The following is a 15,759-nucleotide window of genomic DNA, read 5'->3' as shown; positions in this document are numbered from 1 at the left end:
GAAGGTCTGGCATGACACCTGTCGAACTCCTGAAATCCCTGAGTGGTCCGGCTGCACTGGGCGGCGCCCCATTTGGCGCGGACCTGATGGCCTTTATCCCGGCGCTGCAGGCGCGAGGCGGAATAGGGGTTTATGTCGCCCGGGACGATAAAACTGCGGCCACCGCCCGGCGGTTGGCCGAATTCATTGCGCCGCGCCTCGATCAGGTGGATCTGCCCGGCTGGGACACGCTGCCCTACGACCGGGTCAGCCCAACAGCGAGCGTCGCTGCGCGCCGGTGCGCGGCACTCGCTCGGCTGTCGCGCTATGAGGCCGAGCAAGGACCTCTGCTTGTGGTGACGACGGCGACGTCGATCGTTCAGCGCGTGCCACCGCTTGAAACGATGCGGCGGTCGTCCTTCTCGATGATAGCAGGACAATCGGTCAGCCAGAAAGAGCTGAACGAATATCTCCTCGTGAACGGTTATGTCCGTGCCAGCACAGTACGGGAGCAGGGCGAATATGCGATCCGCGGCGGGATCATCGATATCTTTCCGCCCACAGCTGGCGAACCACTGCGCCTCGACTTCTTCGGCGACACGCTTGAGACGATCCGCACATTCGATACGGAATCCCAGCGGTCCACGGGCGATACGCGGTCGGTGGCATTTGCGCCGGTCAGTGAGATCCTGTTTGACGACGATGTGCTGAGCCGCTTCCGGGAGAAATACCTCGACGTGTTCGGACCGCCCTCCGGTGATCCGATGTATGAGGCGGCCCGAGCGTCAATCCGCCGGCAGGGGGTAGAGGCGTGGTTGCCGCTGTTCCACAAGTCGCTGGATACCCTGTTCGACTATATCGGCGCAGACGCACTGATCGGCTTTGGGCATCTTTCTGGCGAGGCGGCTGCCGAACGCCTGGCGCAAGCGACGGATTACTATCAGGCAAGACTCGAAGCTGGTGGCGGTGATGCCAGTGCAGCGAAAGTGCTGGCGCCTGAGCAGCTTTATCTCGACCCGGCGGAACTAGAGCAAGGCCTCAGCGCCCGCGCGGTTGCGCGCTTCAATCCTGCCGAACCTGCACCCGGTCACTACGACATGGAAGTGCGCCGGGGGCGGGACTTCGCGCCTGAACGAATGATGAGCCAGGAGAACATTTTCGAAGCTACGATTGCGCACACGAAGGACCTACAGAAATCCGGGCGTCACGTTGTGTTCGCCGCCTGGTCGACCGGTTCTGCAGATCGCCTGATCAATGTGCTCGCTGACCATGGTCTTGAAGACCTTGTCCAGGTGCATTCGCTGGAGGCGGCCCGGAAAGCGGAGACCTCCGTTGTCGAGATTCCATTGGAGACGGGATTCGTCACCAGTGATCTGGCTATTATTTCCGAAGCGGACATTCTGGGCGACCGCCTGGCCGCACCGCGCCGCAAGCGGAAGACAGCCAACTTCATCACAGATGCGGCCACTCTGAATGCTGGTGATCTCGTCGTTCACGTCGATCACGGGGTGGGGCGGTATGTTGGCCTGAAGACGCTGGAAGTCACAGGTGCACCGCACGACTGTCTCCAGCTGGAGTATGCGGGTGGAGACACGATCTTCCTGCCGGTCGAAAACATCGACCTGATTTCGCGTTACGGGTCCGAGGAGGCTGAAAGCCAACTTGACAGGCTCGGTGGTGCAGGGTGGCAGAACCGCAAGGCCAAAGCCAAGAAACGTATTCTGGAGATGGCAGCAGAGCTGATGGCGATCGCTGCAGCAAGGGAGCTCAAGCGTGCCGATGCGGTGAATGCCGGGCAGGGCATCTATGAGGAGTTTGCCGCACGCTTCCCATACGAGGAAACAGACGATCAGTTGAATGCCATCGAAGACGTTCTCGGAGACCTGGGTTCAGGCCGGCCGATGGATCGTCTGGTCTGCGGCGATGTCGGTTTCGGCAAGACTGAAGTTGCTCTGCGCGCCGCCTTCGTCGCGGCGATGAGCGGCAAGCAGGTGGCGGTTATCGCACCGACGACCTTGCTGGCGCGCCAGCACTTCAAGACATTCGAGGAGCGATTTGCCGGTTGGCCTCTCAAAGTCCGCCACCTGTCACGCCTTGTCGGTTCGAAAGAAGCTTCGGAAACCCGGGCGGGACTTACCGACGGCAACGTGGATGTGGTTGTCGGAACCCACGCGCTGCTCGCCAAGGGCATTGAGTTCAAGCGCCTCGGCCTGTTGATCGTGGACGAAGAGCAGCGCTTCGGTGTGAAGCACAAGGAACGCCTGAAGGAACTGAAGGCGGATGTTCACGTGTTGACGCTGTCGGCGACGCCCATCCCACGGACGCTGCAGATGGCGCTCACGGGTATCCGTGATCTCTCAATCATCGCAACACCGCCTGTCGACCGCCTATCGGTGCGGACCTACATCACTGAGGAAGACACGGTCACACTTCGCGAAGCACTCTTGCGAGAAAAATATCGCGGTGGTCAGGCCTTCTTTGTGGCGCCGCGCATCCAGGATCTCGACAAGCTGGAACGGTTCCTGTCTGAGAACGTACCCGAGGTGTCATTCATCGTCGCGCACGGCCAGATGGGCGCAGGTGAACTGGAAGACATCATGACGGCCTTCTATGAAGGCAAGTACGACGTCCTTCTGTCGACGACGATCGTTGAAAGCGGCCTAGATATTCCGCGTGCGAACACCTTGATTATTCACCGCGCCGACATGTTCGGCTTAGCCCAACTCTATCAGTTGCGCGGCCGCGTCGGCCGGTCGAAGCTTCGCGCCTATGCTTATTTCACCACGCCACGGGACAAGGTCATCACCGAGACGGCAGAACGCCGCCTGCGTGTGCTTCAGTCGCTCGACAGTCTTGGGGCAGGTTTCCAGTTGGCGAGCCACGACCTCGACATGCGCGGCTCGGGTAACCTGCTGGGAGACCAGCAGTCCGGACATGTGCGTGAGGTTGGCGTCGAGCTCTACCAGTCCATGCTGGAAGACGCGGTAAACGCGTTGAAGGCTGGTGCACAGGGTGATGATGACGTGGCCGACGACTGGTCACCACAGATCAATATGGGTGTCGCGGTTCTGATCCCGGAAGAATATGTCGAAGACCTGTCGATCCGTCTGTCGCTTTATCGGCGCCTGTCAGAGATCTCGACGAGCCAGGAACGGGAAGGCTTTGCCGCGGAACTGATCGACCGGTTTGGCCCGTTGCCCGAGGCAACAAAGCAGCTTCTTGAAGTGACCGCGATCAAGGTTCAGTGCAAATCGCTCGGCATCGAAAAGCTCGATGCAGGGGACAAGGGCGCTGTGTTTGCCTTCCGGCAGGATACTGTGCTGGATCCGGCACGCCTGATGGAAATTGTTCGCTCCCGTCCGAATGTCTTGCGCCTTCGGCCGGATTCGAAGCTGGTACACTCATTTACGGGCGGCGATGCAGCCACACGGCTCGGCCGGGTCCGGGCTTTCCTCAAGGAACTGGAAGCAGTCGCGGGCCTGGTTGGCGCCTAGGCGGCGTATTCACGTGTGTACGGACCGGACAGTCCCTCGGCCAGGAGTGTGCCTGCCGTATGGTAGGACCGCTTCTCAACGACTCGCCAGCTCAGCCGCAGGCCTTCAAGCGCAGAGTTGCGCGCGAAGGCCTTCATGAGTCGCTCTGCTAGCCGCACGGCGCCCCGATAGGGAGTCAGAGGCGCGGACACGATGACCGTTCCGTTGCCAAAGTGGGCAATGCAGTCTGTGTCTCTCACGCATGTGCGGGTCACGCGGGCTAATTCTGGAAGCAAGGGGGTGAATTCCTCATCCAGTTTGATCGTCAGGACACAGAGTGGTTCGCCTCTTTCAGAAGAAAGGGAAATCTGGCGCTCAAGGTGTGACTTAATGAAGTTCCGGTGGAAGAGGCCGGTATCCGGATCAACGGACGGAGTTGCTTGCAATTGTGCCGGCAACACAGGTGCGCTTGCCGCGTGATGGCTGATGGCGCGAGAAATTCTTCCGGCAAGCGCCTCGGCATCACCAGACTGTTCGACGAGATCGGTGCTGACCATCAATGCGGCGAGGTGGGCTTCCGTCAGATCCGCGCCCGGTTGGGTAAGGACGAACAGGGGGGTGCCGGTCAGGGACGCTTCCGCGCGGCTCCAGTCGACATGATTGGCGGCATCGCCGCCGCCGGGGGTGAGGTCGGCCAGAAGGGCCGCGAAGCGTCCGGATTTCAGGTAGTCGGCAGCGGTCCGAAGGGTAAGGGCCGCAGTGACTGGAATATCATGCGCCTTGAGCGCAGCTCGCAATGAGAAGAAGCCAACGCCGCCATCTCCGAGATACAGAACCTCCGGGCGCCGTTCGGGGGGCGGGCTGATTTCGGCGGCACCGAATTTCTCTGCGGTCTCCATGCGGATCCGGAATTCGGCCGTACGAGCCTGCCGCCGGACCAGCGAGGCGAGCCGGTGGCGCAACATGTCCAGGTCGCTGTCCCGGCTGACGATCAGAGCATCGACACCATCGGCAACCTGTGAGTCAGGTGTGAGCAGAACCAGCGGTCGCCGCTCTGCGCCGTCGCTCAGCCGGATGTCGCGTTCACGCAAGCCGACCGGCAGGCTTTCCAGATCTATGAGAAGGGGCTCAGTCGCGTCGAAATCAATCGGATCGCTGGCCGGGTAGGCGCGCATCCCGTGAGACCGGAGTCTGGTCAGAATCATCTCCAGCCGCGGGCCCGCGGCGGCGACCTCTATGGGAGGGTCGAGGAAAGACAGATCAATCATACGCTACTCTGAAACCGTCGCGACAGGCGACGTCGGGGTACCCCTTCCTTTTGGAGCGCGCCGCCTTAATGATCTGCTAATACCGAGATTACGGCTTAGAAAGGGAGTATGGAGATGGCTCAGGGACCTCTCAGCGGAGTGAAAATCGTAGAGTTTGCAGGAATCGGCCCTGGCCCCTTCTGCGGCATGCTCCTTTCAGACATGGGTGCGGACGTGATTCGAATCGACCGTCCGGGAGATGGCCGGCCGGGACGCGCCGCTGACGTGACGGGCCGCGGCCGCCGTTCGATCGGTCTCAACCTCAAGGATCCGGCAGACATTGAAGTCGCCCTGAAACTGCTCGAGCAGGCCGATGCCCTGATCGAAGGCTACCGTCCGGGTGTTATGGAACGTAATGGGCTGGGACCGGATGTCGTACTCGCCCGCAATCCGAACCTCGTTTATGGTCGCATGACCGGCTGGGGCCAGACCGGCGCGTTGTCTCATTCCGCCGGCCATGACCTGAACTATATCGCCATCACAGGCGCCCTCCATGCCATGGGTGATGGTGACGGCCGTCCGCGTCCGCCGCTGAACCTCGTTGGCGATTACGGCGGCGGTGCCCTCTATCTCGCAATGGGGGTTCTGGCAGGGATCATCAATGTGAAGAATGGCGGCAAAGGCCAGGTCATCGACGTCGCCATGTCGGATGGTGCCGCATCGCTTGCGGCAATGTTCTACGGCATGAAGGCTGCGGGCATCTGGACCGACGACCGCGAAGCCAACATGCTCGATGGCGGTGCGCACTTCTACGATACGTACGAGTGTGCCGATGGCAAGTGGATCTCCCTCGGCTCCATCGAGCCGCAATTCTACGCCATCCTGCGTGAGAAGGCGGGGCTGACCGATCCGGCGTTCGACGCCCAGATGGACAAGTCCAAATGGCCGGAACTCAAGAAGAAGGTCATGGACGTCATCAAGACGAAGACGCGCGACGAATGGTGCGAAATCATGGAAGGCACCGACATCTGTTTCGCGCCGGTTCTCTCCATGTCCGAAGCCCCGAAATACAAGCACAACTCCGATCGCGATACGTTCATTGAACTCGAAGGTGTGGTTCAACCAGCGCCGGCGCCGCGTTTCTCCGAAACGCCCGGCGCAGTGCAACGCCGTCCGGCCGGACTTGGTGAGCACACGGATGAAATCCTGAAGGATTGGGGCGTTTCCCGGGGATGAGTGCACTTCCCGGAACGACAGGCCGGCGCCGCATCTATCTGATGCGGCACGGCTTCGTCGATTATACGTCTGAAGAAGTCCGCCGGACGCGCGACCCGTCCATTGTCAGCCTGACCCCTGAGGGTGAAGAAGAGGCGAAGGCGGCGGGAGCGGCCTTGTCGGAGGTTCATTTTGATCTTGCGATCTGTTCCGGTCTGAAGCGGACGCGCCAGACAGCCGAAATCGTGCTGGCGGAACACCCGGACGCACCCGAACTGGAAGTCGAAGAACGGTTCCAGGAGTTGCGGTCCGGCCAATACATCAATTTCAGCTCCGCAGAGCATCTTGCGGCGACGATGACTTTCCTGTTCGAGCAGGCAGGAGAACCTGACGCAGAATTCCTGCCGGGCGGTGAGAAATTCTCCGACGCGATGGTTCGCATCATGGACGGTCTGACAGATCTGCTGATGCGACCGGGCTGGGCGTCAGCATTGGTCGTGGCACATGAAGTCGTGAACCGGATGGTGCTGGCGTCGGTCATTGGTGCGCCGCTCGGCGCCAGTGCGGGGTTTGAGCAGGACACCGGGTGCGTCAACATCATCGATTTTGATCTCGTTCCGGACGAGTCCGGCAATCGGACAAAGATCGAGCGAGGAATGATCAAGGCGGTCAATCTTACACCCGCGAACTACCTCAAGAACGGTATGAACCTGCGGAGTGTGGAGGCCATTTTCACGCGCGCAGACACCGATTCGTGAACTGGTTGTAATGCCCGTTTGATCACTCGCCTGAAAGGTGAACGGAACACAACAAGTGGGCCGCCATCCTGTTCAGACTCACTTCGCTAGAAATATCGATGTCGGCCGGGAGCCTCGGCTGCTTGCAAAGGCATCAGGTCGACGTCCTTCTTGCTAAACCTTAGCCGCTCCCCCGGGAGCGGCCTTTTTCTGCTGCCGGGTTTCTTGCCACGCTGTCATGAGCCTCTACGGTTCGCGCAGCATTGGAAGGAAAGACTCACATGCGCAAAATGCTCCTGGCTGTGTCAGCCATCGCACTTCTGGGTGCCTGTACCCCGAAAGCCGCTGAAACCGAACCGACCGCGCCCGACGAAGCCGTCGAGGCCGCCACACCGGCAGAGATTCACGAAAGCCTGATGGTGTTCGATTCCCACCTCGACACGCCAGCCAACCTGTCCAAGCCGGATTTCGACATCATGGCGGACAATCCCACTGAGATCGGTTCTGTGCAGGTGGACGTGCCCAAGATGGATCGCGGCGGCCTGGATGGCGGTTTCTGGGTGATCTTTACGCCTCAGGGGCCTCTGACAGAGGAAGCCTATGATGCGGCGTTCAAGGCGGCGTCCGCGCGCCAGGACGAAATCCTGAAAATGGTGGCGGATCATCCCGACGCGTTCGAGTTGGCCTATACCGCTGACGATGCGGAGCGCATTGCGGCCTCCGGGAAGAAGGTGGTCCTGCAGTCGATCGAGAACAGCTATCCGCTGATGCTCGACGCTTCCAATCTGAAGACTTTCTATGACAAGGGTGTTCGGATGGTGGGCCTGATCCACTTTCGTGACAACCAGTTCGGCGGTAGCGCAACGGACTTTACGAGCCCTGACGACACGGGCCTGACAGACCTCGGAAAAGAGCTCGTGCGCGAAGCAAACCGCTTGGGCATGGTGGTCGATGGGTCTCACTCGTCCGACGCATCGGTGAAGGACATGATTGAGTTGTCCACGACACCGGTCATTCTGACCCACACGGGCCTCAAATCTGTCTACGACCATCCGCGGAACATCACCGACGACTTCCTCAAGGAAATCGCGGCGCAGGGCGGCGTCATCCAGATCAACGCTTACAGCGGCTACCTGGAAGAACTGGAAGATTCGCCGGAGCGGCGAGCCGCGCTGGAGGAACTCCAGTCCGAATTTGAGGGCGTGAACCCATTTACCGCCGACGATGAAACAAAAGCCCGCTACATGGAGCGGATGCAGGCCATCAACGCCGAATTCCCGCCACCGCGCTCGACCTTTGAGAAATTCATGGAGCACATGCTCCGCGCGCTCGAACTGGTTGGCCCGGATCATGTCGGCATGGGTGCGGACTGGGACGGCGGCGGCGGTGTGACCGGCATGGAAGATGTCTCCTTCCTTCCGAAAGTCACCGAGCGTCTGCTTGCGGAGGGCTATACCGAGGAAGACCTGGCCAAGATCTGGGGTGGCAACCTGATGCGTGTGCTGCGTCAGGCGGAAGCTGCGAAGGAAACTACGGAATAGGGCGGATCGGCCGGGCTGAAGAAAAGCCCGGCCGGATGACGCTGAAGCCTTGCAAAGTCCGATTCGGCTCTGTAAGACGCGCGTTTCCAATTCACATGTGCCTTCTGGCGCAACAACTCCGGATACCTGTCATGGCAGTCCCAAAGAGTAAGAAATCGAAATCCCGCCGCGGCATGCGCCGTGCGCACGACCGTCTGTCGATGAATACCTACATCGAAGATGCGAACTCCGGCGAGCTGCGCCGCCCGCACCACATCGACCTGAAGTCGGGTGAGTATCGCGGCCGCCAGGTCCTCGAGCCGCGCGACGATATCTAGCATTTACCGGCTGTTGCGCTTTCTGGCGCAGCCGACTAAGGCTTCAGGCGCCTCCTGCCAGCGGGTAGGGGGCGCCTTGCATTTTGGCCAGATAAAACACGGAAAGCCTGACATCCATGAGCGAGATCATTGACATCCACGCCCGCGAAATCCTCGACAGCCGGGGCAATCCGACCGTCGAAGTCGATGTGACCCTGGACGACGGTTCCACCGGCCGCGCCGCTGTCCCGTCGGGTGCCTCTACCGGCGCCTATGAGGCCCACGAACAGCGCGACGGAGACAAGGACCGCTACCTCGGCAAGGGCGTCCTGAAGGCCGTCGATGCCGTGAATGGCGAGATCTGCAACGAACTCACCGGTCTCGACGCCACCGATCAGCGTATGCTCGACATGCTGATGATTGACCTTGATGGCACGGACAACAAATCCCGCCTTGGCGCTAACGCCATCCTTGGCGTCTCGCTGGCGCTCGCCAAGGCCGCGGCGGAATATACCGCCATGCCGCTTTACCGCTATGTCGGCGGCCCGAACGCGCGTGTCCTGCCGACACCGATGATGAACATCATCAATGGCGGCGCACACGCGGACAATCCGATCGACATCCAGGAATTCATGATCATGCCGGTCAGCGCGGAAAGCATGTCCGACGCTGTCCGCATGGGCGCCGAGGTCTTCCACGCCCTCAAGAAAACGCTGCACGATGCCGGCCACAACACGAACGTGGGCGATGAAGGCGGTTTCGCGCCGAACCTTGCCTCCACCGACGAAGCCATCAGCTTCATCATGAAGTCCATCGAGAAGGCAGGCTACACGCCGGGCGAAGATATCGCGCTGGCCCTCGATGCGGCTTCCACCGAATTCTACAAGAACGGCAAGTATGAGCTGGCCGGCGAAGGTAAATCGCTCGGTTCCGACGAGTTTGCCGCTTACCTTGCCGATCTTTGCGCCCGTTATCCAATCGTTTCCGTCGAAGACGGCATGGCCGAAGACGACTGGGATGGCTGGATCTCCCTGACCAATTCCATCGGCGACCGCGTCCAGCTGGTCGGTGACGACCTGTTCGTGACCAATCCGGACCGCCTGTCGATCGGCCTCCAGAAGGGCGCTGCCAACTCGATCCTCGTGAAGGTCAACCAGATCGGCACGCTGTCGGAAACGCTCGACGCCGTGGAACTGGCGCATCTGCATGGCTACACGGCCGTCATGTCTCACCGCTCCGGCGAGACCGAAGACTCGACCATTGCAGACCTCGCCGTCGCCACGAATTGCGGTCAGATCAAAACCGGTTCGCTGTCGCGCTCCGACCGGATCGCCAAGTACAACCAGCTGATCCGGATTGAGGAAGAGCTGGGCCCGGTTGGCATCTATGCCGGCCGCTCGCGTATCAACGCTGAATAATAGCTGTTGAGGGCGGCTCCCGGCGAGCCGTCCTCACCCTCTCTTAACCAAAACACGCCAAGCTTTAACCCATGACCTCCCGACTCGAGGCCTTGGGCCTTTGCCTTGTGATTCTCTACTTCGCCTACCACGCCTTTGCGGGGGAGAAGGGCCTTGGCCGTTGGACCGATGCGCAGATAGAGCTGCAGGACCGGAAGGCCGAACTGGCCCAGATCAACGGTGAAATAGAGCATTTGCGCAGCGATATCCGTCGCCTGACGCCTGGTTCTGTCGACCCTGACTATGTGGAAGCCTTGGCCCGACAGAAGCTCGCTTTTGTCTATCCGGACGAGGTTGTTCTCCTCGCATCGGACACCACCTCTGCAAAATGACATAGCTGGTTGGGCTTGCCCCCGCGGTACAGTCCCCACATAACGGCCATAGGCAGGAGGACCCATGGTTACAAAATCCAAGAGTTCAAAAAAAGTACCCACTAGAGCGGGGAAAGACGAAATTCTCAAATACTACCGCGACATGCTGCTCATCCGGCGTTTCGAGGAGAAAGCCGGCCAACTCTATGGCATGGGCAAGATCGCGGGGTTCTGTCACCTCTATATCGGACAGGAAGCCGTCGTGACCGGCGTGCAAGCTTGCCTGAAGGATGGCGACCAGGTCATCACCGGATATCGCGATCACGGCCATATGCTGGCCTGCGGTCTGGACCCGAAAGGCGTCATGGCCGAACTGACCGGGCGGAGCGGCGGCTTGTCGAAAGGCAAGGGCGGCTCGATGCACATGTTCTCGAAGGAAAAGAACTTCTATGGCGGCCATGGCATCGTTGGGGCGCAGGTGCCGATTGGCACAGGCCTCGGCTTTGCCAACAAGTATCGCGGCACCGACAATGTCTCAGTGGCATATTTCGGCGACGGCGCCTCGAACCAGGGCCAGGTCTACGAATCCTTCAACATGGCGTCGCTGTGGGACCTGCCGGTCGTCTATGTGATCGAGAACAACATGTACGCCATGGGCACGAGCGTGGACCGGGCCTCTGCCGAGACTGAGCTCTTCAAACGCGGCATCTCTTTCGAGATCGAAGGAGAAGAAGTCGACGGCATGGATGTGCTGGCCGTGCGTGAAGCCGGTGAGCGCGCCGTGAAATATGCGCGCTCCGGCAAAGGCCCCTATATCCTCGAAATGAAGACCTACCGCTATCGCGGCCACTCAATGTCCGACCCGGCGAAATACCGGAAGCGGGAAGAAGTGGACGACGTGCGCAGTCATCACGACCCGATCGATGGCCTGAAAAAGCACATTCTTGAAGTCGGGCATGCTGACGAGACCGAACTCAAGAAGATCGACAACGAGATCAAGGCAATCGTCAAGGAAGCCGCCGACTTCTCGCTCGAAAGCCCAGAACCCGATCCGAGTGAACTGTGGACCGACGTATTGAAAGATGCGGAGGTCGCGTGAAGACAGGAACTGGCCGGTTCCCCACGCATTCTGTTTCAAGGGCCTTTTCAGGCCAGTGGAGGATTAGTGCGATGACGGATGACCTGTTTGAAGGTCACGCCATGGGCGCGGCACATGACGCTGTGCGCCAGATCGTGCAGAAAACCAACATGATTTCCGGAGCCTTTTGATGTCCGTTGATATTCTCATGCCCGCCCTGTCTCCGACGATGGAAGAGGGCACGCTTTCCAAATGGCTCAAGAAGGAAGGCGACACGATCTCTTCCGGTGATGTCATTGCTGAAATCGAAACCGACAAGGCGACGATGGAGGTCGAAGCCGTCGATGAAGGCACGCTCGCCAAGATCCTCGTGCCGGCAGGTACCGAAGGCGTGAAGGTGAATGCCGTGATCGCCGTCCTAGCAGAAGACGGCGAGGATGCAGGCAGCGTCACGGCTAAAAAAGCGCCTGACAGCGGTCCCGTGCCTGAGACCGAAAAGAAAGACGAAACGCCCGCTTCCGAAGGCGCCACCGCGCCGGATGCACCAGAGGTCAAAGTGCTCTCAGATCCCTCCATTCCGGAAGGCACGAGCTTTACCGAGACGACCGTCCGGGATGCTCTGCGCGATGCGATGGCTGAAGAGATGCGCCGGGACGAGGATGTCTTCCTGATGGGCGAGGAAGTCGCTCAGTATCAGGGCGCCTACAAAGTCTCCCGTGAATTGCTGCAGGAATTCGGTGACCGCCGCGTGGTCGACACGCCGATTACGGAGCACGGCTTCGCCGGTCTCGGCGTCGGCGCGGCCTTTGCCGGCCTGAAGCCGATTGTCGAATTCATGACCTTCAACTTCGCTATGCAGGCCATCGATCAGATTGTGAACTCTGCCGCCAAGACGCGCTATATGTCAGGCGGGCAGATGGGCTGTCCCATTGTTTTCCGCGGCCCGAACGGAGCCGCAGCCCGCGTCGGGGCGCAGCACAGTCAGGACTACTCCTCCTGGTATGGCCACATTCCGGGTCTGAAAGTCGTTGCGCCTTATGATGCCGCCGACGCGAAAGGCCTGCTAAAAGCCGCCATCCGCGACCCGAACCCGGTCATCTTCCTTGAACATGAATTGCTTTACGGCAATTCCTTCCCGGTGCCGGATCTTGATGACTATGTCCTGCCGATCGGCAAGGCCGCCATCAAACGTCAGGGGACGGATGTGACGCTGGTAGCGCATTCCCGAATGGTCGGTTTCGCGCTGGAAGCCGCAGAGAAACTTGCGGAGCAGGGGATCGACGCCGAAGTCGTTGACCTGCGCACGATCCGCCCGCTGGATACGGACACGATCATCGAAAGCGTGAAGAAGACGAACCGCATCGTCTGCTGCGAAGAAGGCTGGCGCTTCATGGGGGTCGGCGCAGAGATTGCCGCCACGGTGACGGCCGAAGCCTTCGATTATCTCGATGCCCCGCCGGCCCGCGTGCACCAGAAAGACGTACCGCTGCCCTACGCCGCCAACCTCGAAGCCCTGAGCCTGCCGAACGCCGACGACATCGTCGAGGCGGCGCTCAAGGTCTGCTACGTGAAGTAAGGGGACAAGAAGCCATGTCCATCAACATCACCATGCCGGCTCTTTCTCCCACGATGGAAGAAGGCACGCTGTCCAAATGGCTCGTCAAGGAAGGCGATACGATCGCCTCCGGTGACGTCATCGCCGAGATCGAAACCGACAAAGCCACGATGGAAGTCGAGGCGGTGGATGAAGGCACCGTCGCGAAGCTCCTCGTTCCGGCCGGGACCGAAGGCGTGAAGGTCAACGCCGTGATCGCCGTCCTGGCGGAAGAGGGCGAGGATGCCGCCTCGGTTGAGGTGCCGGAGGCGAAGGCTGCGCCGCAGCCTGACAAAGAGGCTAAGAAAGAGTCATCTGAAGACACGAAGAAGTCCGAAGAAAGCAGGGCTAAGTCCGATATAGTCATGGCGAAGTCCGATAAAGTCGGTGGTAGTCAGGGCAAAAAAGAGCTGGCGACCACGCCGCTGCCGTCCGCCAACACCGCCGATGGACGCATCAAGGCGAGCCCGCTGGCCCGCAGGATCGCGGACATGAAAGGCATCGACCTGTCGGCCATTTCAGGCACAGGTCCGCGTGGGCGCATCATCAAGCGCGATGTCGAAAACGCGAAGCCAGGCGCCGCGCCCGCTGCAGCAACTGCAACAGCACCGAAGCCGGATGGTCTGATCCTGCCGCAAGTGCTGGACGACCGGATCTATGCGCCCGACAGCTATGAGCTGAAGCCGCTGGACGGCATGCGCAAGACGGTCGCGCGCCGCCTTACCGAGAGCTTCATGCAGGTGCCGCACTTCCCGCTGAATGTGGACCTCAACATCGACCGGCTCCTCGCCTCACGATCTGCAATAAATGCTGCAGCTGAGAAGGGCGTGAAGATCTCCGTCAACGACATGCTGATCAAGGCCGCCGCCCTCGCCCTGATGGACGAGCCGGACTGCAATGCCAGCTACACCGACAAGGGCATTGCCTATCACAAGCACGCCAATGTCTCGGTCGCCGTGGCCATCGATGGCGGCCTGATCACCCCGGTGATTTTCGAGGCGGAAGAGAAGGGCCTTGCCGAAATATCAAAAGAAATGAAGGATCTGGCCGAGCGCGCCCGGGACCGGAAACTGAAGCCGCAGGAATATATCGGCGGCACATTCTCGATCTCGAATCTCGGCATGTTCGGCATCAAATCCTTCGCCTCCATCATCAACCCGCCAGAGGGCATGATCCTCTCCGTCGGCGCCGGCGAGAAACGCGCCGTTGTGAACGCCAAGGGCAATGTCGAAGCCGCAACGATCATGACCGTCACGCTGACCTGCGACCACCGCGTGATCGGCGGCGCAGAAGGCGCGAAATGGCTCCAGGCCTTCAAGCGTTACGTAGAAACACCTGAAGCGATGCTTCTCTAGGCCGGAAGGGAATTCCATGAGCACCCAGTACGACCTTATCGTCATCGGTTCCGGCCCCGGCGGCTATGTCACCGCAATCCGGGCGAGCCAACTCGGCATGAAGACGGCCATCGTGGAGCGTGACGCGCTCGGAGGCATCTGCCTGAACTGGGGCTGTATTCCCACCAAGGCGTTGCTGCGCTCGGCCGAGGTGCTCTATCTCGCCAAGCATGCCAAGGATTTCGGCCTCGTCATCGACAAGGCAGACTTTGATCTGGAAGCGGTCGTGAAGCGCTCGCGTGGCGTGGCGAGCCAACTCTCGAACGGCGTGAAGTTCCTCATGAAGAAGAACAAGATCGACGTTCTCGAAGGCACAGCGCGGCTGGAGAAGGGCGCGCCGGCCCCCAAGGTGATCGTGAAGGGCAAGGATGGGAAAGACACGTCCTTCCAGTCCAAACACGTCATCCTCGCAACCGGCGCCCGCGCGCGGGACATTCCGCAAGCCGGCCTCGTCGCCGACGGCAAGCTCGTCTGGACCTATCGCGAGGCCATGACGCCGGACGTGATGCCGAAGCGCCTGTTGGTCATCGGCTCCGGCGCCATCGGGATAGAATTCGCGAGCTTCTATAATGAACTTGGTTCGGAAACGACAGTCGTCGAAGTCATGGACCGTATCCTGCCGGTGGAAGACGAGGAAATCTCGAAACACGCCGAGAAGGAATTCAAGAAGCAGGGGATGAAGATCCTGACCAGCACGCAGGTCGGCAATCTGAAGCCCGGCAAGAACACCGTCACCGCCGAGATCACCGGCAAGGACGGCAAGAAGGAGACGCAGGAATTCGACCGCGTCATTCTCGCCGTCGGCATTGTCGGCAATGTCGAGAATCTCGGCCTCGAAACCCTCGGCGCAAAGATCGACAAGACGCACGTCGTGGTTGACGGACATGGCAAGACCGGTGTGCCCGGCCTCTATGCAATTGGCGACCTGACCGGCCCGCCCTGGCTTGCCCACAAGGCCAGCCATGAGGGAGTGATGTGCGTTGAGGGGATCGCCGGCAAAGGCCATGGCGAGAAGTTCGATCCGTGGAATGTTCCGGGCTGTACCTATTCGCATCCGCAAGTCGCGAGCGTCGGACTCACAGAAAAAGCGGCGAAGGAGAAGGGCTACGACATCAAGGTCGGCCGTTTCCCCTTCATCGGAAACGGCAAGGCAATAGCCCTTGGCGCGCCAGACGGCTTCGTGAAGACCGTTTTCGACAAGAAGACCGGCGAACTCCTGGGGGCCCACATGGTCGGCGCGGAGGTCACGGAGCTGATCCAGGGCTATGTCATCGCCCGGCAAGGCGAACTGACGGAGCAGGACCTCGCTCACACCGTGTTCCCGCATCCGACCTTGTCGGAAATGATGCACGAATCGGTGCTCGACGCGGAAGGCCGCGTCCTCCACATCTAGGCCTCAACAGCGGCTTTCTTGCCCTTGCGCTGTCCTGCCTGTTA

Annotated in this window: 12 protein-coding genes; 11 read left to right on the top strand and 1 reads right to left on the bottom strand. The window is 60.3% G+C overall.

Translation table 11 applies throughout. From position 1 onward, the window contains the following. Positions 1–11: 11 nt before the first annotated feature. Positions 12–3,473: a transcription-repair coupling factor gene (gene mfd / locus HY26_RS09700; RefSeq protein ID WP_112073495.1), complete on the top strand. Its 3,462-nt coding sequence runs from the start codon at positions 12–14 to the stop codon at positions 3,471–3,473. Here the strand turns inward: mfd and HY26_RS09695 are convergent. Next, positions 3,470–4,627: a hypothetical protein gene (locus HY26_RS09695; protein WP_158531463.1), complete on the bottom strand. Its 1,158-nt coding sequence runs from the start codon at positions 4,625–4,627 to the stop codon at positions 3,470–3,472. The genes mfd and HY26_RS09695 overlap by 4 nt on opposite strands. A gap of 207 nt (positions 4,628–4,834) precedes the next feature. Here HY26_RS09695 and HY26_RS09690 point away from each other — a divergent pair, with 207 nt between their 5' ends. The 10 genes from HY26_RS09690 to lpdA all read left to right on the top strand — a co-directional run bounded on the left by HY26_RS09690 (position 4,835) and on the right by lpdA (position 15,715). Continuing rightward, positions 4,835–5,935: a CaiB/BaiF CoA-transferase family protein gene (locus tag HY26_RS09690; RefSeq protein ID WP_065382960.1), complete on the top strand. Its 1,101-nt coding sequence runs from the start codon at positions 4,835–4,837 to the stop codon at positions 5,933–5,935. Beyond that, on the top strand, positions 5,932–6,672 hold the full coding sequence (locus HY26_RS09685; RefSeq protein WP_034763915.1) for a histidine phosphatase family protein: 741 nt from the start codon (positions 5,932–5,934) through the stop codon (positions 6,670–6,672). Before HY26_RS09690 ends, HY26_RS09685 begins: the two co-directional genes overlap by 4 nt. A gap of 260 nt (positions 6,673–6,932) precedes the next feature. Further along, positions 6,933–8,192, top strand: coding sequence for a dipeptidase (locus tag HY26_RS09680; RefSeq protein WP_112073494.1), 1,260 nt, complete (start codon positions 6,933–6,935; stop codon positions 8,190–8,192). Between the two features lie 131 nt (positions 8,193–8,323). Then, a complete protein-coding gene (rpmF, locus tag HY26_RS09675) occupies positions 8,324–8,509 on the top strand; it encodes a 50S ribosomal protein L32 (protein ID WP_034763908.1) in 186 nt (61 codons plus the stop codon). Positions 8,510–8,625: 116 nt separating this feature from the next. Next, positions 8,626–9,906, top strand: a complete 1,281-nt coding sequence (eno, locus tag HY26_RS09670) for a phosphopyruvate hydratase (protein ID WP_112073493.1) — start codon at positions 8,626–8,628, stop codon at positions 9,904–9,906. A 71-nt stretch (positions 9,907–9,977) separates the two neighbouring features. Next, positions 9,978–10,277, top strand: a complete 300-nt coding sequence (locus tag HY26_RS09665) for a septum formation initiator family protein (protein WP_034763903.1) — start codon at positions 9,978–9,980, stop codon at positions 10,275–10,277. A 64-nt stretch (positions 10,278–10,341) separates the two neighbouring features. Further along, positions 10,342–11,355 carry a pyruvate dehydrogenase (acetyl-transferring) E1 component subunit alpha gene (pdhA, locus tag HY26_RS09660; protein ID WP_112073492.1) on the top strand — a complete coding sequence of 338 codons (1,014 nt, stop codon included), beginning with the start codon at positions 10,342–10,344 and terminating at the stop codon, positions 11,353–11,355. A 169-nt stretch (positions 11,356–11,524) separates the two neighbouring features. Next, positions 11,525–12,910 carry a pyruvate dehydrogenase complex E1 component subunit beta gene (locus HY26_RS09655; RefSeq protein ID WP_034763896.1) on the top strand — a complete coding sequence of 462 codons (1,386 nt, stop codon included), beginning with the start codon at positions 11,525–11,527 and terminating at the stop codon, positions 12,908–12,910. A gap of 14 nt (positions 12,911–12,924) precedes the next feature. Beyond that, on the top strand, positions 12,925–14,283 hold the full coding sequence (locus tag HY26_RS09650; protein WP_112073491.1) for a pyruvate dehydrogenase complex dihydrolipoamide acetyltransferase: 1,359 nt from the start codon (positions 12,925–12,927) through the stop codon (positions 14,281–14,283). Between the two features lie 16 nt (positions 14,284–14,299). Then, a complete protein-coding gene (lpdA, locus tag HY26_RS09645; RefSeq protein WP_112073490.1) occupies positions 14,300–15,715 on the top strand; it encodes a dihydrolipoyl dehydrogenase in 1,416 nt (471 codons plus the stop codon). Positions 15,716–15,759 lie beyond the last annotated feature (44 nt).

This window comes from Hyphomonas sp. GM-8P, assembly GCF_003263315.1.
Taxonomy (GTDB): domain Bacteria; phylum Pseudomonadota; class Alphaproteobacteria; order Caulobacterales; family Hyphomonadaceae; genus Hyphomonas.
The sequence above is the reverse complement of the archived record's forward strand: the minus strand, read 5'-3'. Positions and strand labels throughout refer to the sequence as shown.

Coding starts and splice junctions, on each gene's coding strand:
- HY26_RS09680 (WP_112073494.1), top strand. CDS start 6,933: ATGCGCAAAATGCTCCTGGCTGTGTCAGCCATCGCACTTCTGGGTGCC.
- HY26_RS09695 (WP_158531463.1), bottom strand. CDS start 4,627: ATGCGCGCCTACCCGGCCAGCGATCCGATTGATTTCGACGCGACTGAG.
- HY26_RS09665 (WP_034763903.1), top strand. CDS start 9,978: ATGACCTCCCGACTCGAGGCCTTGGGCCTTTGCCTTGTGATTCTCTAC.
- HY26_RS09690 (WP_065382960.1), top strand. CDS start 4,835: ATGGCTCAGGGACCTCTCAGCGGAGTGAAAATCGTAGAGTTTGCAGGA.
- pdhA (WP_112073492.1), top strand. CDS start 10,342: ATGGTTACAAAATCCAAGAGTTCAAAAAAAGTACCCACTAGAGCGGGG.
- HY26_RS09655 (WP_034763896.1), top strand. CDS start 11,525: ATGTCCGTTGATATTCTCATGCCCGCCCTGTCTCCGACGATGGAAGAG.
- eno (WP_112073493.1), top strand. CDS start 8,626: ATGAGCGAGATCATTGACATCCACGCCCGCGAAATCCTCGACAGCCGG.
- lpdA (WP_112073490.1), top strand. CDS start 14,300: ATGAGCACCCAGTACGACCTTATCGTCATCGGTTCCGGCCCCGGCGGC.
- mfd (WP_112073495.1), top strand. CDS start 12: ATGACACCTGTCGAACTCCTGAAATCCCTGAGTGGTCCGGCTGCACTG.
- HY26_RS09650 (WP_112073491.1), top strand. CDS start 12,925: ATGTCCATCAACATCACCATGCCGGCTCTTTCTCCCACGATGGAAGAA.
- rpmF (WP_034763908.1), top strand. CDS start 8,324: ATGGCAGTCCCAAAGAGTAAGAAATCGAAATCCCGCCGCGGCATGCGC.
- HY26_RS09685 (WP_034763915.1), top strand. CDS start 5,932: ATGAGTGCACTTCCCGGAACGACAGGCCGGCGCCGCATCTATCTGATG.